Source organism: Pseudomonas sp. Ant30-3, assembly GCF_000690905.1.
Lineage (GTDB): Bacteria > Pseudomonadota > Gammaproteobacteria > Pseudomonadales > Pseudomonadaceae > Aquipseudomonas.
Map to the genome: position 1 here is coordinate 1 of NZ_JMCL01000066.1, position 16520 is coordinate 16520.

Sequence of the window (16520 nt, forward strand, 5' to 3'; positions counted from 1 at the left end):
GCTTGCCCCCGTTGGGTTTCGAAGCGACCCCATCATTCTTCCAGAAATACCGCGCGAGCAGGTCTGACGACGGCTTCGCCGCCGAACGGGGGCAAGCCCCCTCGCCACAGGAAAATCCTCATCACAGGCAAGCCCTTCAATAAAAGCAAGTCCCCTGACCACAATCGTCGGCGACGACTCCCGGACATTGACCCGCTCCCACGCGATGCGTAGCCTTGCGCCTTCGAGGTTCTTCGGCACTTGCCGAAGCTAAGAAGGGAACGCGGTCAATGCCGCGGCTGCCCCCGCAACTGTGAACGGTGCTGTTCGCTGCCACGCCACTGCAGATCCTGTCCTACGGGTCCGCGGGAAGGCGCAGCGAATGCAAGGCCCAACGGCCGGCACACCGTCAGCCAGGAGACCTGCCTCGACACAGATTCTCACTACAACCGGGCGGGGTGATCCGGTGGCGAACTCTTCCGCGCGCGTCTGTCGCAGCGATTGTCGTCCCGTATGCCCGCCACCTTGCGATAGGGCATCCGATGAAAACACTGGCCAAACTTCCCGTCACCATCGTTACCGGTTTCCTCGGCTCGGGCAAAACCACCTTGCTGCGGCACATGCTCGACAATGCTCAGGGTCGTCGCATTGCGGTGATCGTCAACGAGTTTGGCGAGCTGGGCATCGACGGCGAAATCCTCAAGCAATGTTCGATCGGCTGCACCGAAGAAGAAGCCAACGGCCGCGTCTATGAACTGGCCAACGGCTGCCTGTGCTGCACGGTTCAGGAAGAGTTCTTCCCGGTCATGCGTGAGCTGGTTGCCCGTCGCGGCGACCTCGATCACATCCTCATCGAAACCTCGGGCCTGGCCCTGCCGAAACCATTGGTGCAAGCCTTCCAGTGGCCGGAAATCCGCAGCGCCTGCACGGTTGATGCGGTGATCACCGTGGTCGACAGCCCGGCCGTTGCCGCCGGCACTTTCGCGGCGTTCCCGGATCAGGTGGATGCCCAGCGCAAACTCGACCCAAATCTGGACCACGAATCGCCGCTGCATGAGTTGTTCGCCGATCAACTGGCGAGTGCCGACCTGGTGATCCTCAACAAGTCCGATCTGATCAGCCCCGAAGACCTCGCTCGCGTCCGCCTGGAAGTCGCCGAAGAATTGCCGCCCGCCGTCAAGGTCATCGAAGCCAGCAGCGGCCGCGTGCCACTGGACGTACTGATCGGCCTCGGCGCCGGTTCCGAAGAACACATCGACAGCCGCCACAGCCATCACGATCATCACCATGAAGGTGAAGACGATCACGACCACGATGCCTTCGACTCCATCTCGATCGAACTGCCGCAAGCCGACGAAAGCCTGCTGCTGGATGCGCTGACGCAACTGGTGGTCAAGCACGGCATTCTGCGCGTGAAAGGGTTCGCGGCGATCCCGAACAAACCGATGCGCCTGCTGATTCAGGGCGTGGGTACGCGGTTTGACAAGCATTTCGACCGCAAGTGGGGCGCCGATGAAGCGCGCACCACGCGCCTGGTGCTGATCGGTCAGGAACTCGACGCCGCGTTGCTTGAAGCGCAACTGCGCGCCGCGCTCAGCGTTTAAAGCCATGCACCTGCTCAGGACCCAGCCCGGGGGCTTCGTCTCGGACGACAACATTGCCGACCTTGGCCAGACGCCCGCCGAACTGGTGATCCTGTGCAGCGGTGATTCCAGCCTCGCGTTGCTCGCGGAAGCGGCGCAGCAATTGCCCGATGATTACCCGAGCGTTCGCTTGGCCAATCCGATGCAGGTGCAAAATCATGCGTCGGTGGATTTGTACGTCGATGACGTGCTGCGCCACGCCAAGGTCATTCTGATTTCCCTGCACGGCGGCATCGGCTATTGGCGTTACGGCGTCGAGCGTCTGGTCGAGCTGGCCGCGCGCGGCGTGCAGCTGATTCTGGTGCCGGGTGATGATCGCCCGGACCCGGAGCTTAGCGACCTCAGCACCGTGAATGCGGAAGATCGCGATCGCCTCTGGCAGTTTTTGCGTCAGGGCGGAATGAACAATGCTTTGGACTTCTTTCATTGCCTGGCGAGCGGTTGGCTTGGTCGCGATTACGCCTGGGCCGAGCCGCAAACCCTGCCGCGCTCGGCGATTTACCATCCGCGCAAAAGCCCTGCGAACCTGAGTGACTGGCAAGGCGAATGGCAGCCCGGTCAAGCCGTGGCGGCGGTGCTGTTTTATCGCTCGCACTTGCAGGCCGCGAACACTGCGTTCATCGATGTCTTTTGCCAGCGCCTGCAAGCGGCCGGCCTCAATCCGTTGCCGATTGCCGTGGCCAGTCTGAAAGAACCCGGCTGCCTGACGGTGGTCGAGGACTGGCTTGATGAGGTTGGCGCCAGTGTCATTCTCAATACCACCGGTTTCGCCCAGTCCAGCCCTGAAGCGCCGCATTTGCGACCCTTTCGCCGCAATATTCCGGTTATTCAGGCGATTTGCGCGCAGGACAACGAGCCCGGCTGGCGCGCCAGCGAACAGGGCCTTGGCCCCCGTGACCTGGCGATGCACATTGCGCTGCCGGAACTGGACGGGCGAATCATCAGCCGCCCGATCAGCTTCAAGGATCTGGCGTGGCGCAGCGAGCGCAGTCAGTCGGACGTGGTGTGCTATCGGGCCCAGCCCGAGCGCATGGATTTTGTCGCTGAACTGGCGCGGCGCTGGGTTGATCTGGCGCGTGTACCCAACACGGAAAAACGCATCGCCCTGATCCTCGCCAACTACCCGACCCGCGACGGACGCATCGGCAATGGCGTCGGTCTCGACACCCCGGCGGCGGCGCTGAATATCCTGCGGGCGTTGCATCAGCAAGGTTACCCGCTGCCGGCCGAACTGCCGGACAGTGGCACCGCGTTGATCCAGCAATTGCTCGGCGGCGTCAGCAATGACCTCGACACCCTCGATCAGCGTCCCTGCCATCAAAGCCTTCCGCTTGATGACTACCTGCAGATGTTCGACGCGTTGCCGCAGGCCAATCGCCAAGCCGTGCTGGACCGTTGGGGCCCGCCGGACAGCGATCCGATGTACCGTGGCGGACGGATGATGATCGCCGGGCTACGCTTTGGCCTGACCTTCGTCGGGATCCAGCCAGCGCGCGGTTATCAGGTCGACCCGAGTGCGGTGTATCACGACCCTGATCTGGTGCCACCACATGGTTATCTGGCGTTCTATTTCTGGCTGCGAAACACCTACGGTGCCCACGCGGTAATCCATGTCGGCAAGCATGGCAACCTCGAATGGCTGCCGGGCAAGGGTGTCGGGCTCTCGGAGCACTGCTGGCCGGATGCGTTGCTCGGACCGATGCCGAACATTTATCCATTCATCGTCAACGATCCGGGCGAGGGCGCACAGGCCAAGCGCCGCACGCAAGCAGTCATCATCGACCACCTGATGCCGCCGCTGACCCGCGCCGAAACCTATGGTCCGCTGCGCAACCTCGAACTGTTGGCTGACGAATATTACGAAGCGCAACTGCTCGATCCGCGCCGTGCCCGGGAATTGCAGCGCGACATTCTGCAACTGGTGCGCGACACGCACATCGATCGCGAACTGCAACTGGACGAGCGGCTCGACAGCGATGCCGATGCGGCGATCTGGCTGCCGCGACTCGATACGTATCTGTGCGATTTGAAAGAATCGCAAATCCGCGATGGCTTGCACATTTTCGGCGAGTCACCGAGCGGGCGTCTGCGCATCGATACGTTGCTGGCGTTGCTACGCATACCCCGTGGCGACGGGCGTGGCGCGCAGTCGAGTTTATTGCGGGCGTTGGCCAAGGCGTTTGCGTTGGGGTTTGATCCGCTGGATTGTGCGTTGGCCGAGCCGTGGGCTGGGCCGCGGCCTGATGCCTTGTCGGCGGTCAGCGATGAACCTTGGCGGACCGCTGGCGACACCCGCGAACGTCTGGAATTGTTTGCTGCCAAGCTTATCGCGCAGACATTAGCCACCACCGAACTCCCTGCGAATGATCCCCTGTGGCGAGGGGATTTATCCCCGTTGGACTGCGCAGCAGTCCCATTTTCTGGGTCCGCTGCGCGAACCAACGGGGATAAATCCCCTCACCACAATGGCTCGCTCCCGCAGGGACCGGAGTGGGATGAGGTAGCCGCCATCCTCACCCACCTCCGCGAAGTCGTCGCACCTCGCCTCGATGCCTGTGGCCCCGCCGAAATGAGCGGCCTGCTCGACGCCCTCAGCGGCCGTTTCGTCCCGGCCGGGCCGAGCGGGGCACCGAGTCGCGGGCGCCTGGACGTACTGCCGACCGGGCGCAATTTTTACACGGTGGACGTGCGCAACCTGCCGACCACCACGGCGTGGCGGATCGGTTTCCAGTCGGCGAACCTGATTCTGGAGCGGCACCTGCAGGATCACGGTGATCACCTGCGTCAGCTCGGTTTGTCGGTGTGGGGCACAGCGACTATGCGCACCGGCGGTGACGACATTGCCCAAGCCATGGCGCTGATGGGCGTGCGGCCGGTGTGGGCGACGGGCAGTCAGCGGGTCGACGATTTTGAAATTCTGCCGTTGAGCCTGCTCGACCGTCCACGGGTAGACGTGACGCTGCGCGTCTCGGGGTTCTTCCGCGATGCCTTTGCCAATCTGATTCGGTTGTTCGATGCGGCCGTGCAGGCGGTTGCCGGGCTGGATGAACCTGACGACCTAAACCCTCTAGCCGCCAAAGTCCGCGCCGAGCGCGAAGCGTTGCTGCAGTCGGGGCTGGATGAGGAGGCTGCGAGACGACAGGCGGGTTGGCGCATTTTCGGGGCCAAACCCGGTGCTTATGGTGCCGGTGTGCAGGGCGCTATCGACGGACGTCTATGGCAGAGCCGCGAGGACCTGGCCGAGGTGTACCTGAACTGGGGTGGCTACGCCTATGGCGGTGCGGACGAAGGCACCGCCGCCCGCGAACAGTTCGCCCAGCGCCTGAGCCAGGTACAAGCGGTGCTGCACAATCAGGACAACCGCGAGCATGACTTGCTCGATTCGAACGACTATTACCAGTTTCAGGGCGGCATGCTCGCTGCGGTGGAAAGCCTCAGCGGTGAAGCGGCCGCCAGTTACCACGGTGATCACAGCCAGCCGGATCTGCCGAAAATCCGCACCCTGAAAGAAGAGCTGAACCGGGTGATTCGCTCACGCGCGGCCAATCCGAAGTGGATCGACGGGGTGAAACGTCACGGCTATAAAGGCGCGTTTGAACTGGCGGCCACCGTCGACAATCTGTTCGCCTTCGACGCCACCACGCAGTTGATTGACGATCATCAGTACGCGTTGCTCGCGGATGCCTACCTGCTGGATTCGGCAACCCGCGAATTCGTGCGTGAACATAATCCCCACGCCTTGCGGAATATGACCGAACGGATGCTGGAAGCGCAGCAACGCGGGATGTGGAAAGAGCCGGGCGAATACCAGCAAGCGCTGGAGAATTTGCTTTTGGATATTGAAGAAGACAGCTGACACGACACAGATCCCTGTAGGAGCGAGCCTGCTCGCGATAGCGCTGGATCAGTCAATATAAAGGGTGGCTGATCCACCGCTATCGCGAGATGGCTGACACAACACAGATCCCTGTAGGAGCGAGCCTGCTCGCGATAGCGCTGGATCAGTCAATATAAAGGGTGGCTGATCCACCGCCATCGCGAGCAGGCTCGCTCCTACAGGGTCCAAAGTGCCTTTGAGATCACCGACCATGACTGAGAATCAAAGATGACTGACAACCCGCATTTCCCGCTCTCTGCCGTGGTCGGCGCTGACGACCTGAAGCTCGCCCTTTGCCTCACCGCCATCGATCCAAAAATCGGCGGTGTACTGATCGAAGGCCCACGTGGCATGGCCAAATCGACCTTGGCCCGAGGCCTCGCGGACTTGCTCGCCAGCGGCCAATTCGTCACCTTGCCCCTAGGCGCGACCGAAGAGCGGCTGGTCGGCACCCTTGACCTCGACGCGGCCCTTAGCGAAGGCCGCGCGCAATTTTCTCCCGGTGTTCTGGCCAAGGCCGATGGCGGCGTGCTCTACGTGGATGAAGTCAATCTGCTGCCGGATCACCTCGTCGATCTGCTGCTCGACGTCGCTGCCAGCGGCACCAACGTCATCGAGCGCGACGGCATCTCCCATCGCCATTCGGCGAAGTTCGTACTGATTGGCACCATGAACCCGGAAGAGGGCGAATTGCGTCCGCAGTTGCTCGACCGCTTCGGCCTCAACGTCGCACTCGGCGGCCACACGGCACCGGCCGAGCGCAGCCGGATTATCCGCCGTCGACTGGATTTCGACAGCGACCCGCAGCATTTCTGCGCGGAGTGGGAAGGCGAACAGCAAGCGCTGCGCGAGCGCTGCCAACGTGCACGCACGGCGCTGGCCAGCATCCCGCTGGACGACGCCGCACTGGCGCGGATTACCGAGCGCTGTTTCGCGGCAGGTGTCGATGGCCTGCGCGCCGATCTGGTCTGGCTGCGCGCCGCCCGTGCTCACGCTGCCTGGCGGGGAGCGCAGGCGATTGCTGAAGAAGACATCGACGCCGTCGCTGAATTCGCCTTGCGCCATCGTCGGCGCGAACAGTCGCCGCCCGCGCCGCAACAAGGTCAGGCACCTTCTGCGCCACCCTCGAATCCGCAAGAAGGCCAGGGCCAGTGGGGTGAGCTGCCCGCTCAGGCATTGCCCACCGGCGCCCGCCGTGAAGTCCCGAGCTGGCCAAAAAAGCCCTAGGCATTCGCCCTCGTTCAGAAGCGGGGGCGAATGCCAGACCCCGCGCCGGACACCTCGACCAAGGCAAACAGGGCCAGCGTCACATGGCACGCAGTGGCTCGATCAATTGGCCCGCAACCTTGCTCAACGGCCGCCCGCGTCAGCGCGCTGATGTGCAGTTCGAAATGCGCACGCGTTCGCCGCATGAACTGTGGCTGGTTATTGTCGATGCCTCGGCGTCGACCCGCCGGCATCACGCGTTAAGCGACGCCAAGGGTGTGCTCGCGCAATTGTTCGACGATGCCTATCGCCAGCGCGCTCGGCTGGCGCTGCTGACAGCCAGCGGCCACACGCCCACATGGCAGGTGCAAGGGCTGAAAGCCTCGGCGGGATTACGCCAGTGGCTGGATGATTTGGGAGCCGGCGGAGGCACCCCGTTGCTCGCGGCGCTGGATCAGGCGCAGCAATGGCTGAGCGTGCGCCGCAAGCGTTTACCGGCGGAGCAGCAGCGTTTGTTGTTGGTTACAGATGGCCGGGTAAAAGAATGGACGGGGTTGCCGACGCTGGACTGTCCGGGGCTGCTGATTGATATCGAACGCGGGCCGATCAGGTTGGGGCGGGCGCGGCAGTTGGCGGTGGGGCTGGGCGCAGATTATTGCCATATCGATCAGCTCACGTCGGGCTGAACGCCGCGCCGGTCTCGAGCAGGCCCACTTCAGCACAGAGCGCAAAGCTCACTACGGGTTACTCTCGGCCCGCTCACTGATCGTTCCCACGCTCCGCGTGGTAATGCATCCGGCGACGCTCTGCGTCACGATTGTGCATGGCTGCAGTCCAGCGCTCACTCCGGAACGCGGAGCGTCCCTGGCGGCATCCCCACGCGGAGCGAGGGAACAATCATCAATTTGGAATGCGGACAAACCCACGAGCCAGGCCGGCTATCAGGCCGCCTCGGCGGCTGTGGCGGTAAGCGTCCCGTCGGGAGGCTGAGTGGAGGTTCTGCGCAGTGGGCAACCCGGCATGGATGCCGGGTTAGCTGCCGCCGGCCATGGAAGGCCGATGGCAGCGGGCCCACGGAGCAGGACCGGAGCGAGGGCATGGCGAGCATTAGCGAGCCACCGGACGTCAGGGGCAAGAGCACTTGGTTACTTGGTGCTTTTCCAAGTGACTCGCCGTAAGGGCGAAACCAATAAAAGCCATCACCGCAGCAATGGATATGTACACCCGCAAAACCTGATCGCCCAAGACATCGCCATCGCCGGCAGGCCAGCTCCTACAGCCGATTGAGTACACCCTCAAAAATCCTGCAAAATCCGAGACCGCCATCGCGAGCAAGCTTTGCTCCCACAACATGTCGGTCCCTGGAATCGAGCAAGCTTTGCTCCCACGCCATGTCAGCCCCCTGAAGGTGGGAGCCAGCCTGCTGGCGATGGCGCCAGAGCAATCCGGGTGCGTCAGCGGAACAAATTGGTCCGCGCCAGCTCGATCACCTCATCACCACGCCCGCTCATCACCGCTTTGAGCATGTACAAACTGAACCCCTTGGCCTGCTCCAGCTTGATCGTCGGCGGCATGGCCAGTTCCTGCGTAGCCGTCACGACATCAACCAGCACCGGCCCGTCATGCGCAAGTGCACGGCGCAATGCCGCTTCCAGGTCCTCCGATTCTTCAACACGAATCCCCAGAACGCCCATCGCATTAGCCATCGCTGCGAAGTCCGGATTATGCAGATCAGTGCCCGTGTCGAGCATGCCGCTGGCTTTCATTTCCATCGCGACGAAGCCGAGCGAGGCGTTGTCGTAGATGATGATTTTCACCGGCAGCTTCAACTGCGCCAGCGAAATGAAATCCCCCATTAACATGCTGAAGCCGCCGTCGCCGGACATTGAAATCACCTGCCGGTCCGGGAACGCTGCTTGCGCACCGATCGCTTGCGGCATCGCGTTGGCCATCGAGCCGTGGTTGAACGAGCCCAGCAAGCGGCGTTTGCCATTCATCTTCAGATAGCGTGCGGCCCACACCGTCGGGGTACCGACGTCGGCAGTGAAAATCGCGTCGTCATCGGCCAGTTCGCTGAGCAGACGCGTGACGTACTGCGGATGAATCGGCCGACCGGGCGCGGAGGGCTGCGCCAGATCGTCCAGGCCTTTGCGCGCTTTTTCATAGTGCTTGAGCGACGACTCGAGGAAGCTCCGGTCAGCGCGATAGGGCAGGCGCGGCAGCAAGGCGGCGAGGGTTTCGCTGACGTCGGCGGCGATGCCCAGGTCCAGCGCGGTACGGCGACCAAGCGCCTGCGGGTCGTGGTCGATCTGAATGATGGTCGCGTCGGTGGGGTAGAACTGGCGATAGGGGAAATCGGTGCCGAGCATCACCAGCGTGTCGCAGTTGAGCATCGCGTGATAACCGGAGCTGAAACCGATCAACCCGGTCATGCCGACGTCGAACGGGTTGTCCCATTCCACATGTTCCTTGCCGCGCAATGCGTGCACAACCGGCGCGCCAAGGGCATCGGCCAACGCCACGACCTGGTCATGGGCGCCAGCGCAACCGGCCCCGCACATCAGCGTCACGGCATTGCTCTGGCTCAGCAGTTCGACCAGCCGATCAAGATCGGTCGGCGCGGGCAGGGTGCGCGGTTTCGACAGCATCGGCCAAGGCTTGAGGTTGTCTTCGACTTCCTGCAGCGCTACGTCACCGGGGATCACCACCACCGCCACGCCACGATTAAGGATCGCGCTGCGCATGGCGCGATGCAGCACCTGTGGCATCTGCGCCGGGCTGCTGACCAGCTCCACGAAGTGGCTGCATTCCTTAAACAATTCCTGCGGGTGCGTTTCCTGAAAATAATTCAGGCCGACTTCCGACGACGGAATCTGCGCAGCGATGGCCAGCACCGGTACATGGTTGCGGTGGCAGTCGAACAGCCCGTTGATCAAATGCAGATTGCCGGGCCCGCAGCTGCCGGCACACACCGCCAGCTCACCGGTCACGGCAGCGTCGGCACCGGCCGCGAACGCCGCGACTTCCTCGTGGCGCACGTGCATCCATTCGATGCTGTCCATGCTGCGCAGCGCTTCGGTGAGGCCGTTGAGGCTGTCACCGGTGAGCCCCCAGATGCGTTTGACGCCGGCCTGTTCCAGGGTGGTTGCCAATTGCTGGGCCAGAGTAATTTTCGCCATGAGGTGCTCCCGCTTAATGAGTGTCCTTGGTTACAAGGGACAGCGGCATGGCGTCCATGACTCCCGGCGATTTGACCGGGATCGGTTTGCGCATCAGCGTGCCGACCACCAGCGCGCCCACTAGAGACAGCAGACCCGCGACCCACAGCAACACGCTGAAACCACCGACGAAGGCCTGGCGCGCCAACGGTTCAATCAACGCACGTGCAGCTTCAGGCAACAGGTTCATCGCCGCCGTCATGTCACCTGCGACCACCCGAGATGCAATCTCCTGCGCGTGATCAAGCCACTGCCCACCCTGCGCCGAGAGGCTGGCGCGCAGCACTTGCTCGGTATGGCTGGCCAGCAAAGCGCCGTAGACACCGATGCCCAGGACGATCGCACTGAAACGCATGGTGGTGCTCATGCCCGACGCCATGCCGGTGCGCTCGCGCGGCACGCAGGCCATGATGTTTTTTTGCGTGTCGCCATTGAGCAGGCCGGCACCGGCGCCCGTCACCGCAATCGCCAGTGCGAAAACCAGATAACCGCCGCTGCTCACCGCCCAGGCGCTGAGCAGGTTGCCGCTGCCGACCAGCGTCAGGCCGGCGGCCATGAGGGTCGCGGGCGCGAATCGACGCGCCAGGCGCACACCAATGCGCGGGAGAATCAACATGGTAACGGCGAACGGCAGCATGCCCAGACCCGAGGCGATGGCAGAAAAGCCCAAGCCGTTCTGCAGATAAAAGGGCAGTAGCGTCATCATCACCTGAGCGCAGCCGGCATAGAAAAACATGCCCAGCAGCGCGCCGATAAAGCGCGGATGCCTGAACAATTGCAGGTCGACCATCGGCCGTTGCTGGACTCGTTCTATAACGACGAACAACCCCAGCAAAACAGCCCCGCCGACCAATCGCGCATAGGTGGCCGTGTTGCTCCAGCCGATGCGGTTGGCTTCAATCAGGCCCCAGATCAGGCACAGCAAACTGGCGCTGAATGCCAGACTTCCCCATGGATCAAGCCGTGCCGATTGCGGATCACGGGATTCCGGCACAGCGCGCCAGACCATCGCCATCAAGAACAGGCCGACGGGCAGATTGAGGTAGAAAATCCAGCGCCAGCCGATGTATTCAGTGATCGCACCGCCAAGTGTTGGCGCCGCTGTCATCGCCACGCCCATGCAGGCGCCCCAGAACGCCCAGGCTTTGGCACGCTCGACTTCGTCATGAAAGGTGTGACCGATGGACGCCAGCGCCGAGGTCAGCAGCAGCGCCGCGCCCACGCCCTTGATCGCGCGGGCGATGTCGAGGAACAACGCACTCGGTGCGGCGCCGCAGCCAATGGAAGCGAGGATGAAAATGCCGAGACCGCAGATCAGGGTTTTCTGCCGTCCGAAGCGATCAGCGATGCTCCCGGCGGGCAGCAGCAATGCCGCGAACGCCAGCATGTAGGCGCTGACCACCCATTCGATGTCAGCGAAACTGGCCCCCAGATCCCGGGCGATCGTCGGCAACGTCACGGCGACAATGTTGGTGTCGAGGACAATCAGCGAACACACCCCGGACGCGGCCAGCAGGGTCAGGCGCGGACTGACCCCGTTCATGAGGCGGTTGCCTTTTGGGCAATATCGGCAGGAACAAGGGGTTTGACGGGCATGGCCGCGGCTCTCTACTGTAGTGACGGATGAGCTTAGCCCGACCGCTGAGTCTTTTTATTAGCCAGGGACCGGCATTTCATTACCTTTGAGCTAATGCGCCAATGGACATTCGCCATTTCCGCTATTTCCTGGCCGTTGCCCGCCAAGGCAACTTCACCCGTGCCGCCGAGCAACTCGGCATCGCGCCACCGACGCTGACGCGGCAGATCCAGGACATGGAGAGCGAACTTGGCACGCGGCTGTTCGTGCGCCAGACCCGCGAAGTCAGCTTGACCGAGGCGGGCGCTGCACTGGTGATCGAGGCCGAAGCCACCGTTCGCCAGTTCGAGTTGGCGCAACGCAATGCGCAGCGTGCAGGACGCGGCGACATTGGCCACATCGAATTGGGTTACGTGGCCTCGGCGGTTTACTCCGGGCTTCTGCAAAAGCAGGTGCAGGCCTTCAGCCGCGAGTGCCCGGATATCAGTCTGAACGTGCGCGAAAATCCCATGGTCAGTTTGCCGGCGCTGGTGCTGGAGGGGCGCTTTGATATTGGTTACGTGCGCTCGCCCATGAACCTGCCAGACGGGCTCGACGCGATTCGCCTGGACGCGGAGGGGTTTGTCCTCGCGTTATCCGCAGAGTCGTGGTTGTGCCGCTTGCCGGACATCGGCCCCGAGCATTTGCAGGCTGAGATGTTCGTCCTCCCGGAGCAGATCAGCGGCACCTTGCAGGTGGCTGCCGAGGGTGGATTCGCGCCCAGGCTCGGTCCTCAACCGGGAGGGTTGGTAGCGGTGCTGGCGCTGGTTTCGCTGGGGCAGGGCGTGGCGGTGGTTCCCGAATCGGTGGTTGGGCATGTGGGGCTGCCGGGTGTGGTGTACCGGTCGATCAAGGGGTGTGAAGCGAGTTCATGGTTGTCGCTGGTGTATCGACGGTTTGAAAAGTCGGCGGCGGTGGTACGGTATGTCGAGCGGGTGCGGCAGGGTTCTTGAGGTTTTCGTCGGGTCAACGCGCGGAGCAACCTACTCGTGAACGGGCGTTGGACCCTGGTGCGGCAATCGCGATCAAGCTTCGCTTCTATAGTTTTGTATCAAGCGTGAATGGGTTTCTACAGATTTTGTAATGAATTCCCGCTGTAGGAAAAGTCGCTGCGGCCTGTACTCTTCAAGGCCTTTTTCCTTTCTGGACTTGCATGAACACCCTCCTGGAGCCTCCCGGTTTCTCTTTATGCCTGCGCAAACGCGCTGCCTCGATGCACACGAAGCACCCGGTCTTTCGCCTTCTGAATCTTTCTGCCATTGCAATTCCACGGCCTCTGAGCCGCGCCTTGCCGTGCCCGGCATTCTGAATTTACTGAAGAGATCGAGACATTTTTATGGAATGGATTGCTGACCCCACCGCGTGGCTGGGCCTGTTGACGTTGATCGTGCTGGAGCTGGTGCTCGGCATTGATAACCTGGTGTTCATCGCAATTCTTGCTGACAAGCTGCCACCGGAGCAGCGTGACCGCGCCCGGCTGATTGGCCTGTCGCTGGCGCTGCTGATGCGCCTGGGCCTGCTGGCCAGTATTTCCTGGCTGGTGACGCTCACCCAGCCGTTGTTCGAGGTGTTCGACAAGAGCTTCTCCGGACGCGACCTGATCATGCTGTTCGGCGGTGTGTTTCTGTTGTTCAAGGCCACCATGGAATTGCACGAGCGGCTCGAAGGCCATATCGGCGAACGCTCGTCCAACACCGCCTACGCGCTTTTTTGGCCGATCGTTGCTCAGATCGTCGTGCTCGACGCGGTGTTCTCGCTCGATGCAGTGATTACCGCTGTAGGCATGGTCGACGAGCTGGCAATCATGATGATCGCGGTGATCATTTCCATTGGCTTGATGATCGTTGCCAGTAAGCCGCTGACCCGGTTCGTCAACGCCCACCCGACCGTAATCATGCTGTGTCTGGGCTTCCTGATGATGATCGGCTTCGCACTGACTGCCGAAGGCTTAGGCTTCCACATCCCGAAAGGCTATTTATACGCCGCCATCGGTTTCTCGATCCTGATCGAAATCTTCAACCAGATCGCCCGGGCGCGGCGCAAAAAGTCGGCGCAAGGCGTGCTTCCCCTGCGCGAACGCACGGCCCATGCTGTTTTGCGTTTGCTCGGCGGGCGCAAAGTGGCCTCGGACGAAGTGGGCGAAGAAATTGCCGACCTGTTGGATAACGGCGAAACGCCGAGTGAAGAGCTGTTCGACCGTCGCGAGCGGGTGATGATCAGCGGTGTGCTGCAATTGGCCGAGCGACCGATCCGCACATTGATGACCGTGCGCGCCGACGTCGATCTTATCGACGTGGCCGACGATGCCGAAACCATTCGCACGCGACTGATGCACTCGTCCTACTCGCGGCTGCCGCTGATCCGCAATGGTGCCGTGGATGAACCGTTGGGCTTCGTGCACAAAAAGGAACTGTTGAAGGAATACCTGGCCGGCAACGAGCCAAGCCTGGAACACCTGGCGCGTCAGGCCATTAATCTGCTGGACAATTATTCGATCCTCAATGCCCTGGAGCAAATGCGCAAAGCCTCGACGCACATTGCCTTTGTGGTCAACGAGTTCGGCGATTTCGTGGGTGTGCTGACCATGACCGACATCCTTGAATCGATTGCCGGCGAATTGCCCGATGCCAGCGAGATCGAAGGCCCTGATGTTGTTGAAGACCAGGGCGGATTCATCGTCAGCGGCGCCTTGAACCTGATGCGCGTGCGCCAGCGAACCGGATTCGCGGCGGAACCTACCGAGGATTACCAAACCCTTGCCGGGTTGGTGGTGAGCCTGCTGGACCGGTTGCCGATGATCGGTGACAGCCCGGAATGGGAAGGCTGGCGGCTGACCGTGGTGGCGGTGGAGGAGCGGCGGGTGACGCGGGTGTTGCTGGCGCGGATCGGTGAATAATCTCGCCCGCGGCACAGGGCTTTTCACGGGGCAGGTCAGGGCGCCACAGTGGATCTGTGGCGATGCGTAGTTGGATGATCGACATCACTCCTGTGGGAGCCACGCTCCCACAGGGAACGCGGTTACTTCATTGACTGCGATCCACTGTGGGAGCGAGCCTGCTCGCGATGGCGGTGGGTCAAGTAACAATTATAGCGCCTGACTCGCCCTCATCGCGGGCAAGCCACGCTCCCACAGTGGATCTGTGGCGATGCGTAGATTGAGTGATCGACACAAAACCCGCACTGCGCACCAAATGTGAACCTGCTACCCGATATCCGTAGCCATCGGTAGCGCCACTTGACTTCAATTGCCGTATGAGCAAAACGGCAATTTCCCCCATCCCTCTGATTCAAAACACATTTCAAAATCTCCTGCAGGACGTCCAAATCCTGTGGCACACTTTCTGCTGTCTATTCCGCTGTTACACGCCGACGTCCGGTATAGCGGAATATACATCACCCTGGAGTGCTTGCCATGCATCGCCGTCCTTCTTTGTTAAAAGCGTGTGTACTTGTGTTCGCGGCCACTGCGGCTGCTGTGGGTGTCGCGCAAGCGGCAGACAGCAAGCTCGACAGCGTTCTGGCCCGCGGAAAATTGATCGTGGGCACGGGCAGCACCAATGCGCCGTGGCACTTCCAGGGAGCGGATGGCAAGTTGCAGGGCTTCGATATCGATATCGGGCGCATCGTTGCGAAGGGGTTGTTCAACGACCCGGAAAAAGTCGAATTCGTGGTGCAGTCGTCCGATGCGCGGATTCCCAACCTGCTGACCGACAAGGTCGATATGAGCTGCCAGTTCATCACCGTCACCGCCAGCCGCGCGCAGCAGGTGGCGTTCACGCTGCCGTACTACCGCGAAGGCGTCGGCCTGCTGCTGCCGGCCAACAGCAAATACAAGGAAATCGAAGACCTCAAGGCCGGCGATGACAGCGTAACCGTGGCGGTGCTGCAAAACGTGTACGCCGAAGAACTGGTGCACCAGGCGCTGCCCAAGGCAAAGGTCGATCAGTACGACAGCGTCGACCTGATGTATCAGGCGGTGAACTCAGGGCGCGCGGATGCGGCGGCGACGGATCAGTCGTCAGTGAAATACCTGATGGTGCAGAACCCGGGTCGTTATCGCAGCCCGGCTTTTGCCTGGAGCCCGCAAACCTATGCGTGCGCGGTCAAACGTGGCGATCAGGACTGGCTGAATTTCGTCAACACGGCACTGCATGAAGCCATGACCGGCGTTGAATTCCCAACCTACTCGGCGTCCTTCAAACAATGGTTTGGCGTCGATCTGCCGACCCCCGCCATTGGTTTCCCTGCCGAATTCAAATGATCCCGTGAGGGCAGGGCGCGGCTGACGCGCCCTGTTCAAGGTACTGCTGACCATGAACTATCAGTTGAATTTTGCCGCCGTGTGGCGCGATTTCGACACCTTGCTGGTGGGGCTCGGTCTGGGCTTGCAACTGGCACTGGTGTCGATCGCCATCGGCTGCGTGATCGGCCTGCTGATGGCGTTTGCCTTGTTGTCGAAGCATCGCGCATTGCGGGTGCTGGCGTCGGTGTATGTCACGGTGGTGCGCAACACGCCGATTCTGGTGTTGATTCTGTTGATCTACTTCGCGCTGCCGAGCCTTGGCATTCGTCTGGACAAGATTCCCTCTTTCATCATCACCCTGTCGCTGTACGCCGGTGCTTACCTGACCGAAGTGTTCCGCGGCGGTTTGCTGAGCATTCCAAAGGGTCAGCGTGAAGCCGGCCTGGCAATCGGGCTCGGCGAGTGGCAGGTCAAGGCGTACGTCACCGTGCCGGTGATGCTGCGCAACGTGCTGCCGGCGCTGTCGAACAACTTCATTTCGCTGTTCAAGGACACCTCGCTGGCGGCGGCGATTGCCGTGCCGGAGCTGACTTATTACGCGCGCAAGATCAACGTCGAAAGCTACCGGGTGATTGAAACCTGGATGGTCACGACCGCGCTCTATGTAGCGGCCTGTTACCTCATTGCCATGCTGCTGCGTTACCTCGAGCGGCGTCTGGCGATCCGCCGATAGGAGGCC

10 protein-coding genes and 1 riboswitch are annotated in these 16520 nt (G+C 61.8%); of the genes, 8 read left to right on the forward strand and 2 right to left on the reverse strand.

Translation table 11 applies throughout. The annotated features are described in order from the left end of the window. Positions 1-209: 209 nt before the first annotated feature. Positions 210-423: riboswitch (cobalamin riboswitch) on the forward strand. A 98-nt stretch (positions 424-521) separates the two neighbouring features. The 4 genes from cobW to DU29_RS0116945 all read left to right on the forward strand — a co-directional run bounded on the left by cobW (position 522) and on the right by DU29_RS0116945 (position 7391). After that, positions 522-1583, forward strand: a complete 1062-nt coding sequence (gene cobW / locus DU29_RS0116930; RefSeq protein WP_028622733.1) for a cobalamin biosynthesis protein CobW — start codon at positions 522-524, stop codon at positions 1581-1583. A gap of 4 nt (positions 1584-1587) precedes the next feature. Continuing rightward, positions 1588-5478: a cobaltochelatase subunit CobN gene (cobN, locus tag DU29_RS0116935; protein WP_028622734.1), complete on the forward strand. Its 3891-nt coding sequence runs from the start codon at positions 1588-1590 to the stop codon at positions 5476-5478. A gap of 249 nt (positions 5479-5727) precedes the next feature. Next, positions 5728-6726, forward strand: a complete 999-nt coding sequence (locus DU29_RS0116940) for an ATP-binding protein (RefSeq protein WP_028622735.1) — start codon at positions 5728-5730, stop codon at positions 6724-6726. An 83-nt stretch (positions 6727-6809) separates the two neighbouring features. Next, positions 6810-7391, forward strand: coding sequence for a VWA domain-containing protein (locus DU29_RS0116945; RefSeq protein WP_028622736.1), 582 nt, complete (start codon positions 6810-6812; stop codon positions 7389-7391). A 768-nt stretch (positions 7392-8159) separates the two neighbouring features. On the opposite strand, the gene poxB is transcribed toward DU29_RS0116945, so the two are convergent. After that, positions 8160-9884: a ubiquinone-dependent pyruvate dehydrogenase gene (gene poxB / locus DU29_RS0116955; RefSeq protein ID WP_033050633.1), complete on the reverse strand. Its 1725-nt coding sequence runs from the start codon at positions 9882-9884 to the stop codon at positions 8160-8162. A gap of 13 nt (positions 9885-9897) precedes the next feature. Further along, positions 9898-11466, reverse strand: coding sequence for an MFS transporter (locus DU29_RS0116960; protein ID WP_028622739.1), 1569 nt, complete (start codon positions 11464-11466; stop codon positions 9898-9900). Positions 11467-11621: 155 nt separating this feature from the next. Between DU29_RS0116960 and DU29_RS0116965 the strand changes: the two genes are divergently transcribed. The 4 genes from DU29_RS0116965 (at position 11622) to DU29_RS0116980 (ending at position 16514) form a co-directional block, all read left to right on the forward strand. After that, positions 11622-12491 carry a LysR family transcriptional regulator gene (locus DU29_RS0116965; protein WP_028622740.1) on the forward strand — a complete coding sequence of 290 codons (870 nt, stop codon included), beginning with the start codon at positions 11622-11624 and terminating at the stop codon, positions 12489-12491. 383 nt (positions 12492-12874) lie between these two features. After that, complete coding sequence (locus DU29_RS0116970; protein WP_028622741.1) at positions 12875-14434, forward strand: TerC family protein; 1560 nt, start codon at positions 12875-12877, stop codon at positions 14432-14434. Between the two features lie 516 nt (positions 14435-14950). Further along, positions 14951-15799 carry a transporter substrate-binding domain-containing protein gene (locus DU29_RS0116975; RefSeq protein ID WP_028622742.1) on the forward strand — a complete coding sequence of 283 codons (849 nt, stop codon included), beginning with the start codon at positions 14951-14953 and terminating at the stop codon, positions 15797-15799. 52 nt (positions 15800-15851) lie between these two features. Next, positions 15852-16514, forward strand: a complete 663-nt coding sequence (locus DU29_RS0116980) for an amino acid ABC transporter permease (RefSeq protein WP_028622743.1) — start codon at positions 15852-15854, stop codon at positions 16512-16514. Positions 16515-16520 lie beyond the last annotated feature (6 nt).